At 68.1% G+C, this 9,454-nt stretch carries 13 protein-coding genes; all 13 read left to right on the forward strand.

What is annotated here, in order from left to right; genetic code table 11:
- The first annotated feature begins 44 nt into the window (after positions 1 to 44).
- Complete coding sequence (locus D7V97_RS34400) at positions 45 to 533, forward strand: flagellar assembly protein FliH (RefSeq protein ID WP_120614854.1); 489 nt, start codon at positions 45 to 47, stop codon at positions 531 to 533.
- Positions 534 to 568: 35 nt separating this feature from the next.
- Positions 569 to 1,474 (forward strand): flagellar hook-length control protein FliK, encoded by a 906-nt coding sequence (locus tag D7V97_RS34405; RefSeq protein WP_120614855.1) that lies wholly within the window; start codon positions 569 to 571, stop codon positions 1,472 to 1,474.
- Positions 1,471 to 2,835: a type III secretion system cytoplasmic ring protein SctQ gene (gene sctQ / locus D7V97_RS34410; RefSeq protein ID WP_120614856.1), complete on the forward strand. Its 1,365-nt coding sequence runs from the start codon at positions 1,471 to 1,473 to the stop codon at positions 2,833 to 2,835. The genes D7V97_RS34405 and sctQ overlap by 4 nt, the downstream gene beginning before the upstream one ends.
- Positions 2,836 to 2,935: 100 nt before the next feature.
- Positions 2,936 to 3,634: a flagellar biosynthetic protein FliO gene (locus D7V97_RS34415; RefSeq protein WP_120614857.1), complete on the forward strand. Its 699-nt coding sequence runs from the start codon at positions 2,936 to 2,938 to the stop codon at positions 3,632 to 3,634.
- A 10-nt stretch (positions 3,635 to 3,644) separates the two neighbouring features.
- Complete coding sequence (gene sctR, locus D7V97_RS34420) at positions 3,645 to 4,472, forward strand: type III secretion system export apparatus subunit SctR (protein ID WP_120614858.1); 828 nt, start codon at positions 3,645 to 3,647, stop codon at positions 4,470 to 4,472.
- A 16-nt stretch (positions 4,473 to 4,488) separates the two neighbouring features.
- Positions 4,489 to 4,755 carry a flagellar biosynthesis protein FliQ gene (fliQ, locus tag D7V97_RS34425; RefSeq protein ID WP_120614859.1) on the forward strand — a complete coding sequence of 89 codons (267 nt, stop codon included), beginning with the start codon at positions 4,489 to 4,491 and terminating at the stop codon, positions 4,753 to 4,755.
- On the forward strand, positions 4,752 to 5,570 hold the full coding sequence (locus tag D7V97_RS34430) for a flagellar biosynthetic protein FliR (protein ID WP_120614860.1): 819 nt from the start codon (positions 4,752 to 4,754) through the stop codon (positions 5,568 to 5,570). Before fliQ ends, D7V97_RS34430 begins: the two co-directional genes overlap by 4 nt.
- Before the next feature lie 19 nt (positions 5,571 to 5,589).
- Positions 5,590 to 6,666, forward strand: coding sequence for a type III secretion system export apparatus subunit SctU (sctU, locus tag D7V97_RS34435; protein WP_120614861.1), 1,077 nt, complete (start codon positions 5,590 to 5,592; stop codon positions 6,664 to 6,666).
- A gap of 11 nt (positions 6,667 to 6,677) precedes the next feature.
- Complete coding sequence (locus tag D7V97_RS34440) at positions 6,678 to 6,959, forward strand: EscU/YscU/HrcU family type III secretion system export apparatus switch protein (protein ID WP_120614862.1); 282 nt, start codon at positions 6,678 to 6,680, stop codon at positions 6,957 to 6,959.
- Between the two features lie 46 nt (positions 6,960 to 7,005).
- Positions 7,006 to 7,488, forward strand: coding sequence for a hypothetical protein (locus D7V97_RS34445; protein ID WP_120614863.1), 483 nt, complete (start codon positions 7,006 to 7,008; stop codon positions 7,486 to 7,488).
- 3 nt (positions 7,489 to 7,491) lie between these two features.
- The gene (locus D7V97_RS34450; RefSeq protein ID WP_120614864.1) at positions 7,492 to 7,968 is read left to right on the forward strand and encodes a SycD/LcrH family type III secretion system chaperone; all 477 of its coding nucleotides are present in this window, start codon (positions 7,492 to 7,494) and stop codon (positions 7,966 to 7,968) included.
- A gap of 122 nt (positions 7,969 to 8,090) precedes the next feature.
- On the forward strand, positions 8,091 to 8,693 hold the full coding sequence (locus D7V97_RS34455; protein WP_120614865.1) for a hypothetical protein: 603 nt from the start codon (positions 8,091 to 8,093) through the stop codon (positions 8,691 to 8,693).
- A gap of 92 nt (positions 8,694 to 8,785) precedes the next feature.
- Positions 8,786 to 9,160, forward strand: coding sequence for a hypothetical protein (locus tag D7V97_RS34460; RefSeq protein WP_120614866.1), 375 nt, complete (start codon positions 8,786 to 8,788; stop codon positions 9,158 to 9,160).
- Positions 9,161 to 9,454 lie beyond the last annotated feature (294 nt).

Raw genomic sequence — 9,454 nt, forward strand, 5'->3', positions numbered from 1 at the left:
GGGGAGGGCGTGGGCGGGGCATTTCCGGTTAGGATGCCCCCACCATGCCCCCGTACCGGTTGCAGGTGTTGCTGGACATGCGTGAGAAGGCGAAGGAGGAGGCCGAACAGGCCTTCTCCGCCGCCATCAAGGCGCTGGAGAAGGAAAAGCAGGAGCAGATCCGCCTGGAAGCGGAGCTGGAGCGCCGTCGCAAGGAGCGCAAGGCGAAGGTCGCCGAGTACTTCCAGCAGATGATGGCCAAGGGCGCCGGCATCAGCGGCATGAACATGATGGGCCGCTTCGAGGAGCGCCTGAAGGACGAAGAGGCCCAGGTCGCCCTCCAGATTGAGCACCAGAAGGAGGTCGTCAAGGCGGCGGCCCGCCTGGTGGAGCAGCGCCGCATGCTGATGGCCGAGGCCGCCAAGGAGCTCAAGGCCATCGAGAAGAACAAGGAAACGTTTGTGAAGCAGGTGCGCCAGGAGCGCCAGCAGCGCGAGGAGCTGAACCAGGAGGAGATTGGCAACGCCTTGTTCCTGGCCCGTCAGCGCAAGTAACCTCCCGCCGCCCCCGCAAGTCAGGAGAGGACGCCATGAGCCGAGTTGACGATGATCGCGATGCCGCGCGCATGGCGGAGCGGATGATCCAGGAGCGCAAGCTCGCTGAAGCCAAGACCAAGAAGCGGGTGGAGGGCGAGTCGCTCTTCTCCAAGCTGGTCCAGCAGGGGCAGGCGGAGAAGGCCCAGCCGAAGACGGCGGATCCCAAGACGCCGCAGGGGCTCGCCAAGCAGGTGCTCGCGCGCGCCACCCAGGGGCAGGCCAAGACCTTCGACGAGAAGCTCTTCCAGAAGGAAGCAGGGTCGGCCCGTCCCGGTGAGTCCTCCCAGGGCGCGCAGCAGACCCAGCGCAACGCGGAGACGCAGACGCTGGCGCAGCGCTCGGAGACCCGCAAGTCGGAGGCCACCGAGGACAAGCGCTCCACCGACGTGCGCGACGGCGACCTGACGAAGTCCGACGGCCAGTCGAGCCGCCTGAGCTCGGAGAAGGGTGAGCTCAAGACGGACGTCAACGCCGGCGGCGGCAAGGGCGGCAGCGGCGGCAACAAGGACAAGGACGACAAGGGCGGCCAGATGGCCGGCGCGGGCTTCCGGTTCAACCCCGCGCTGATGGCGCCGGTGCCGGTGGCCAAGCCCAAGGACATGGCCGGTTCGGAGCGCCTGCGCCAGATGGCCAGCGAGATTGCCCAGAAGATCGTGGAGCGGGTGCGCGTGGGCACCAACGCCGCGGGCAACGCGGAGTTCCAGATCGACCTGCGCGGAGACGTGCTCAACGGCCTCTCCATCAAGGTCAGCGCGAAGAACGGGAAGATTTCGGCCGTCTTCAGTGGCAGCGACCGCGACACGCTGAAGCTCCTGGAGGAGAACAGCGAGGGCCTGCGCAGCGCCCTGGGAGGTCGGGGGCTGTCGCTTGAGCAGCTGAGGTTCGAGGCGAAGACATGAGCCTGGAGCCGGACGACGAACCCGGAATCTACGAGCGAACCATGTTGGTCGACACCCGGAAGCTGGGGCCCCCCGCGAAGCCCGCCTCGGCACCGGCGGCGCCTGTCGTGCCATGGCGGCCGTTCGTCTTCACGCACCTGGAGAAGGTGTCGCGCGCGCAGGGCCTGCTGGCCGAACGCCTGCGGTGGCTGACGCCGAACCCGGGCACGCTGGAGACCCTCTGCGCGCGCCTCAAGGCGCTCTTCGACGTGGACGTGCGCCTGACGGTGGAGTCCGCCCAGGCGCGCCCCATGACGGAGCTGCGCCGCTTCCTGGGCGACCCGTCCTTCCTGGCGGTGCTCGCGCCCGGCTCGCTGAAGGGCCGGGTGGTGCTGGAGATTGAGCTGGCGCTGGCCCATTCCGCGGTGGACCTGCTGCTGGGCGGCGCCGGTGAGACGGTGGGCCTGCGGCCGCTGACGGACATCGAGGAGGGCGTGATGGGCTACGTCGTCCTGGAGGCCCTCAAGGAGCTGGTGCCCGGGCTGCAGCCGGGCGTCCCCCGGCCGCGGCTGGACGGCGTGGCGCGAGGCGTGGACGAGGTCTCCGCGCGCCTGGGCGAGGATGGCCCCATGCTGGCGGTGCACCTGAACGCGGTGCTCGGCACGCACCGCGGCATCGTGCGGCTGGTGGTGCCTTCGGCGGTGCTGGAGGCGGCCGAACCCGAGGTGGCGAGCGCCCAGCGGCGCGAGCGGCGGCGCGCGGACATGAAGGCGCACGGGCGCCGGCTGTCCTCGCTGCGCGATTGGCTGCGGGCGGAGATTGGCGTCGCGGAGCTGTCCGCGCAGGACCTGGCGTCGCTGCGCATCAAGGACGTGCTGCTGCTGGACGCGCTGTCGGCGCGGCCGGACCGGGGCGAGCCCGGCACGGCGCAGCTGCGGCTGGGGCTGGGCCGCACCGGCCACCTCGCGGCGGACGTGTACCTGGAGAACGGCCGCTACCGTGCGCGCATCACGGACGTCGTTCCCGGGGAGCCGGGCCACTCGCAGGGTGGGGACTCCGGCGGCGGCTCGGAGGAGAACGAGGATTTCACCAACCCGGAGCTGGACGTTCCTCCGGAACTCGAAGGGGCGGCCTTGGACGACGCGAACAACCGGGATGGAAGCGACCTGCTCAGTGACCTGCCCCTGCAGGTGGCGGTGGAGCTGGCGCGCGTGCCCATCACGGCGGAGCAGGTGGTGGGGTTGCGCACAGGTCAGGTCATCGAGCTGCGGCGCGGCCCGGGCGAACCCGTGGACCTGTCGGTCAACGGCAAGGTGGTGGCCCGGGGCGAGCTCGTCGAAGTGGAAGGCCAGCTCGGCGTGCGCATCATCAACCTGGGATGAGCCTTCCCGCCCCATGCGTCAGGGCAGGCGGGCAGGGGTCCCTGCCCGCGCCGGGGCCCGTGGCGGTCCCGACCCGGGTGCACTAGGCTCGCGCCCATCCATGGCAGGCCTCCGTCTCTCCTCCTCGCGCAGGTTGCTCGGCGCCGTGTTGCTCTTCGTGTCGCCCGCCGTCCTGGCGCAGGCGACCGTGGCGCCACAAGCAACCCCCGCCCCCGCGGCGCCTCCGGCGAAGGCCGAAGCCGTCGCTCCTCCCGCGCCCGTCCCCGACGCGCCAGCGGCCTCCGCCACGCCCGCCGCTGTCCCAGCGCCAGCGCCAACGCCAGAGCCTGACGCCGCGAAGGCGTCGCGGGCCTCACTCCACGCGGACGAGCTGGACCGCGAGCTGGGCGTCGCCACCGCCGACGAGCCCGAGGAGCAGGAGAGCCTGGGCTGGGTGGTGGTGCGCACGGTGGCGCTCTTGGGCGCGGTGCTCGCGTCCATCTACCTGACGCTCAACGTGGGCCTGCGCAGGCTGATGGGGCTGCAGGGCGTGCCGGTGGGCAAGGCGTCCGTCGTGTCGGTGATGGAGCGCATCCCGTTGGATCAACGGCGCACGCTCTTCGTCCTGAAGGCCGCGGACGAGTACCTGCTGGTGGGTGGCGGCGAGGGTGGCGTGCAACTTGTGTCGAAGCTGGACCGCGACGCCGTGGAGCGCATCCGCGCTGCGCGGGCTCCGGCGGCGTCGGTTTCCCTGAGTCCTTTCCTCCAGAAGCTTCTCTCCCGCCGGAGCGGTGGCCCCACGCCGCCGCCGGGCGTCTGAAGGCCGTCCCGTGAACCGTTCGTCTCCCGCCCGCCCGCTCCTGTTCCGCGCTCCGCCCTGGCTCTTCGCGGCCATCGTGTCGCTGCACCCGTTCGTTGCCTCCGCGGCGAAGAAGGGGGGAAGCGACTCGGTGCCGGACGCCGTGGTGAAGGAGGCGGTGAACTCCGACTCGTTCACCTCCCGCCCCCTCATCCTCATCCTCGCGCTCGCGGCCCTGTCGCTGGTCCCGTTCGCGCTGATGATGGTGACGAGCTTCGTGAAGATCTCCGTGGTGCTCTCCATCGTCCGCTCGGCGCTGGGCACCCAGCAGATCCCCCCCACCCAGGTCATCACCGGCCTGGCCATCATCCTCACCGTCTACATCATGGCGCCCATCGGCCAGGAGATGTACCGGGCGGGAGGGGTGGACATCTGGTCGCGGGGAACGGCGGTGTTCTCGTCGGAGACGGTGGGCACGCTGCTGGGGGCCGCGGACAAGTCCAAGGAGCCCCTGCGCGAGTTCCTGAAGAAGAAGGTCACCAACAAGGACCGCACGCTCTTCTACAGCCTGGCGAAGAAGATGCGGAAGGAAGAGGACCGCAAGGACATCACGCCCAACGACTTCATGATCATCGTTCCGGCGTTCGTCGTGTCCGAGCTCAAGGAGGCCTTCCAGATCGGCTTCCTGCTCTTCGTGCCGTTCATCGTCATCGACATGGTGGTCGCCAACATCCTCCTGGCGCTGGGCATGCACATGCTGTCGCCCACGACCATCTCCATGCCCTTCAAGCTGCTGCTGTTCGTGCTCGTGGACGGCTGGTACCTCATCGCCAAGGGCCTGGTCATCGGCTACCTGTAAGGAGCGTCGCACTCCCATGAATCAGCTCACGGTCATCACCCAGGAGGCGTTGTTCCTGGTGCTCGTCGTTTCCGCGCCGCCGGTGCTCACGAGCCTCCTGGTGGGGTTCCTCATCTCGCTGTTCCAGGCCACCACGCAGATCCAGGAGCAGACGCTCACGTTCGCGCCCAAGGTCGTCCTCGTCTTCGGCGTGCTGGCCATGACGGGACCGTGGATTGGCGGGCAGCTCTTGCGCTTCACCTTCCACGTCTTCGACCGCTTCCCGGCGCTCATCGGCAGATGAACATCGGCGAAGTCATGGCCGAGGTGAGCTCTCGGTTCAACCTGTCGCTCATGATCTTCACCGTGGCGCTCATCATGTGCCGCGTGATGCCCCTGCTCATCTTCAGCCCGTTCCTGGGTGGTGAAGTGGTGCCGGCGGAGATGAAGCTGGGCCTGGGCCTGCTCATCGCCATCGTGCTGTTCCCGTCCGTGAGCGACCGGATGGAGAACATCCCCATCAGCGCGCTCCCGTACATCGGGCTCCTGTGCAAGGAGATCTTCATCGGGCTGTGCCTGTCGTACATCGTCAACATCGTGTTCGACGCGGCCCGCGTGGCCGGTACGCTGGTGGACACGATGTCGGGCAGCAACAACGCCCAGCTCTTCGTGCCGCAATTGGGCACCCAGGTGTCGCTCTTCTCCAGCCTCAAGGTGCAGCTGGCCGTGGTGCTGTTCCTGTCGCTGGACGGGCACCACATCATCATCAAGGCGCTCGCGGACAGCCTGCAGATCGTCCCCCTGGAGGGCTTCCCGCACTTCAGCCGGGGCGTGTGGCCCTTCTTCGACCTGATGATCCGCGCCTTCGCGGACCTCTTGAAGGTGAGCCTGGCGCTGGCAGGTCCCGGCATGGTGGCCGCGTTCGTCACCGACCTGGCCCTGGGCGCCATCAACCGCGTCGCGCCGCAGATCCAGATCTTCTTCATCTCCATGTCCCTCAAGCCGCTGGTGAGCGTGTTGATCATGTTCATCGCCATGCACGTGATCATCGGGCGCATGCAGCTGGAGCTGGCCAACATGCTGCGCATGGTCCAGCACGCCATCCGCCTGCTGGCTTGAAGCGCCCCGGGGTTCCTCCATGTCGGAAGAGAGTGGCGACAAAACAGAGGAGCCGTCGCAGAAGAAGCTCGACGACTCCCGCAAGAAGGGCCAGGTCTGGAAGAGCAAGGACCTGACGGCCGTGGCCGTGCTCGCCGCGGGCATGGGCATCGCGCGCGCCACGTGGGGGACGGTGGAGGAGGAGATCTCCACGCTCTTCCGCTTCAGCTTCACCCAGATCGCGCACTCGGACGACCTGGGGCTCGCGACGACGCAGCTGCTCTACATGGGGCTGAAGACGATGCTGCTGCTCACGGTGCCGGTGGCGGCCGGCGCGGCGGTGCTGGGCGGGCTGATGGACTTCCTGCAGGTGGGGTCGCTCTTCACCATGGACCCGCTGATGCCCAAGCTGGACAAGGTCAACCCGCTGGCCGGCTTCAAGAACCTGTTCACGAAGAAGGCCTTCGTGGAGCTGCTCAAGAACCTCATCAAGATCTCCGTGGCCGCCTACATCGTCTACGGCGTGGTGCGCGACTCCATGCCGCTGGTCATCGAAACCGTGCGGCAGGACACGCACGGCACCATGAGCATCCTGGGGGAGATCATCTACCGGGTGAGCGTCCGCATCCTGATGCTCTTCGTCATCTTCGGCATCTTCGACGTGTGGTGGCAGCGCAAGTCGTACATGAAGGACATGATGATGACGAAGGACGAGGTCAAGAAGGAGTACAAGCAGAGCGAAGGCGACCCGCACCACAAGGCCAAGCGCAAGGAGCTCCACCAGGAGATCATGGAGGGGGCCCAGATGGAGGCGGTGAAGGACGCGAGCGTCATCGTCACCAACCCGGACCACGTCGCGGTCGCGCTCATCTACGACCAGGGCAAGGACGGGGCGCCCCGGGTGCTGATCAAGGGGATGGACGCCAAGGCGGAGCGCATCAAGGCGCTGGCGCGCGAGTCGGACGTGCCGCTGCTGCGCAACGTGCCGCTCGCCCACGCGCTCCTGCGCGTGGAGGTGGGCCAGGAAGTCCCGGAGGAACTCTACGACGCGGTCGCCGAGGTCCTGAACTTCGTCTACGGGTTGAAGCAGAACGCGGCGCCGGCGGCGCGCGCCTGAAGGAGGGTGCCATGGCCAGTGACGAAGAGGCGGACATCGCCATCGCCATCAAGTACGACAAGCAGGCGGATGGCGCGCCGCGCATCGTCGCCAAGGGCATGCGGCTCAAGGCGGAGAAGATCAAGGAGATCGCCAAGCAGTACGGCATCCCCGTGATGCGCAACGTGTCGCTGGCGCACGCCCTGTACCGGGTGGACGTGGGCCAGGAAGTCCCCGAAGAGCTCTACGACGCGGTCGCCGAGGTGTTGAACTTCATCTACACCCTCCAGCGGGAGCAGGCGGCCGGACGCTGAAGGGGGCTGGACGCGACCCCCTCACCTGGGTTGAAGTCGCGGCACCATGGCCAGAATCAACAATCCTCCCCCCAGTACAGCCCTTTGGCCCTGGGGTGGTCCCCGCAGTGTCCGCGAGCGGCTGGTGGATCCCGCGCAGCTCGAGCGGGCGAAGAAGGCGCGCAAGGCGGGCAACCCGAAGAACCCGGCGCTCGCGTCCGCGGCGCTGCTGGACTTCATCGGCCCGGCGCACTCGTCGGAGGAGCTGCGGCTGCCCCTGCCGCCGCACCCGGGCGGGCATGACGCGGACCTGGAGGGCTTCAGCGACCGGCCCCACCTGGCCAGCGTCGCCGGCCGCGGGGACGACGGGCAGCGCATGATGCTGGAGCGGGGCCTTGCCCGCGTGAACGCGCCGCCGGAGCGCCTGGAGCGCCTCAAGGCCCTCTTGCAGCGCGAGTCCGCGATGCTGGGCCTGGTGGACCAGGTGAGCGCGGAGTCCCAGGAGATCATCCGCCGCATGTGGGAAGAGCAGAAGGACGAGGGCTACTGACCCATGGCGTCGCTGGACCCCGAGGACCCGCAGGACGAGGCGAAGCTCACCGCGCTCCTGCAGCGCTGGGCGGAAGGCAAGGCCACGCTCCGCGAGGTGCGCGGCTACTCGAACGACGAGCTGTACGCCATCGCCAAGACGGCCTACTTCTTCTTCTACCAGGGCCGCATCGCAGAGGCGCGCACGCTCTTCCAGGGCCTCTACGCGGTGAACCCCACGGACGTGTACTTCGCCAAGGCGTTGGGCGTGGTGGAGATGGCGGCCGGCAACGGCCAGGGCGCGCTCGCGGCCTTCGACGTCGCGGCGAAGCTCGCGCCGCAGGATCCGTCCGTCTACGTGGGCCGCGCGGAGGTGAAGCTGGCCATGGGCCAGAAGCCCCAGGCGCTGGAGGACTTGCGCCGCGCCGCGGCGATGTCGCCCGTGGATGATCCGGTGGTGCGCAAGGCCGGCGCCATGGTCACCGCGCTGACGCGCCGCTGAGCCCCCGTCGTGAGGCCCTGGGGGGATTCCAGGGTTGAAGGATCTTCAGGAGTTTCTAGCCACCCTGGATGTTCTGCTAGGGTGTGCGTGTCAACCATCCCTCTTCACCCGAGGACAGTGCCATGTCGACCCCGAATCCTGATCCGCGAGTCCCCGCTGAGATGCCGCCGGCAGCGCCGGAAGAGCTGACCAAGAAGCGCGACACCATCATCACCGGGCTGGATGCCGCCGCGAAGACGGCGACCGGGACCCTGCAGGGCGTGCTGCGCAAGATGTCCGAGCTGCTCGTCAACACCAAGGACGGCGCGCACATGAACATGGCGCTGTACCAGGACGTGAAGGACGCCTTCAACCGGCACCTGGGCGAGGCGGGCAAGAACCCGGCGCTGGCCAGCATGCCGCCGGTCCTCATCGAGTCGGTCGAGTGGATGCAGAACTACCTCACCGCGCGCGGCTTCGAGCCCTCTGCCGCCGCGGCTCCCGCCGCCGCCACCCCGGCCGCCGCGGCCAAGCCCGCCGCCTCGGGCCAGGCGTCGTCCAAGGACGCCTTTGACAGCGGCACCGCCGCGGCGAAGAAGCGCACGCTCGTCGGTGACGTGCCCCCGCCTCCCGCGGTGGCGGCGACGCCGCCCCCCAAGACGCCGGACTCGCAGGAAGTGCAGAAGGATCTGGAGTCGTTCAAGGCGTGGATGAAGAACCCCGCCCTGGGCAAGCTCAAGGGCTAGATTCGTGAGGAGAACGCCTCGGGGGGACGCAACTCCCGAACTCCTCCGCGGATAATCCCTTCAAGATTCAACTTCCTTCAACGGAGTCCCCCATGGCTGGTGGAACCAGTGGTGTTGGCGCGAGCGGCGGCGCTACGCAGTACAAGGCGTCGAACACGGACGCCGAGAAGACCCAGGCCGTCTCGGATGTCATCAACTCCGCCGTCGCCGGCATGAACGAGTCGAAGGGCAAGCTCGTCTTCCTGGGTGAGGGTCGCATCGACAAGGTGAAGACCAAGGTCCAGGATGAGATGAACAAGTTCATCCAGGCGAACCCCAACGCGACGCCCGCGGAGATCAAGAAGGAGGCGGAGAAGTCCGCCGCGAAGAACGAGTCCATCGCCACCTTCGACAAGATGCGCGACGACAACTTCTTCAAGAAGCTCATGTCCCGCCGCAAGGAGCTCATCGGCGACATGTGGGGCTGAGTCGTATCCACAGTTCGTGAGTGCCGCTGCCGTCCGGTCCACCCTTGGGGTGGCGGGCGGCAGTCGCCTTTTGCGGGCAGGCGCACAGGCAGGCCGGATGCCGGGGCCGGAAGGGTCGCTACCTTGCTGTTTCTTCCGATAGAACCCGGCTGGGGGCGGATGGACGCGGGCAGGCCGGAGCCCGGACGGAGTCAGAACCCAAGGAGGACGCGGATGCGCTGGACGAGAAATGCGGTGGCCTGGGGCCTGGTGGGATTGCTGGGGGCCATGGGTGGATGCACCAAGGAGAACGGC

Source organism: Corallococcus sp. CA053C (assembly GCF_003611675.1).
Taxonomy (GTDB): domain Bacteria; phylum Myxococcota; class Myxococcia; order Myxococcales; family Myxococcaceae; genus Corallococcus.

What these genes read in the sequence shown, in the direction of transcription:
- D7V97_RS34400 (WP_120614854.1), top strand. Translation starts at nt 45, where the DNA reads ATGCCCCCGTACCGGTTGCAGGTGTTGCTGGACATGCGTGAGAAGGCG.
- D7V97_RS34405 (WP_120614855.1), top strand. Translation starts at nt 569, where the DNA reads ATGAGCCGAGTTGACGATGATCGCGATGCCGCGCGCATGGCGGAGCGG.
- sctQ (WP_120614856.1), top strand. Translation starts at nt 1,471, where the DNA reads ATGAGCCTGGAGCCGGACGACGAACCCGGAATCTACGAGCGAACCATG.
- D7V97_RS34415 (WP_120614857.1), top strand. Translation starts at nt 2,936, where the DNA reads ATGGCAGGCCTCCGTCTCTCCTCCTCGCGCAGGTTGCTCGGCGCCGTG.
- fliQ (WP_120614859.1), top strand. Translation starts at nt 4,489, where the DNA reads ATGAATCAGCTCACGGTCATCACCCAGGAGGCGTTGTTCCTGGTGCTC.
- D7V97_RS34430 (WP_120614860.1), top strand. Translation starts at nt 4,752, where the DNA reads ATGAACATCGGCGAAGTCATGGCCGAGGTGAGCTCTCGGTTCAACCTG.
- sctU (WP_120614861.1), top strand. Translation starts at nt 5,590, where the DNA reads ATGTCGGAAGAGAGTGGCGACAAAACAGAGGAGCCGTCGCAGAAGAAG.
- D7V97_RS34440 (WP_120614862.1), top strand. Translation starts at nt 6,678, where the DNA reads ATGGCCAGTGACGAAGAGGCGGACATCGCCATCGCCATCAAGTACGAC.
- D7V97_RS34445 (WP_120614863.1), top strand. Translation starts at nt 7,006, where the DNA reads ATGGCCAGAATCAACAATCCTCCCCCCAGTACAGCCCTTTGGCCCTGG.
- D7V97_RS34450 (WP_120614864.1), top strand. Translation starts at nt 7,492, where the DNA reads ATGGCGTCGCTGGACCCCGAGGACCCGCAGGACGAGGCGAAGCTCACC.
- D7V97_RS34455 (WP_120614865.1), top strand. Translation starts at nt 8,091, where the DNA reads ATGTCGACCCCGAATCCTGATCCGCGAGTCCCCGCTGAGATGCCGCCG.
- D7V97_RS34460 (WP_120614866.1), top strand. Translation starts at nt 8,786, where the DNA reads ATGGCTGGTGGAACCAGTGGTGTTGGCGCGAGCGGCGGCGCTACGCAG.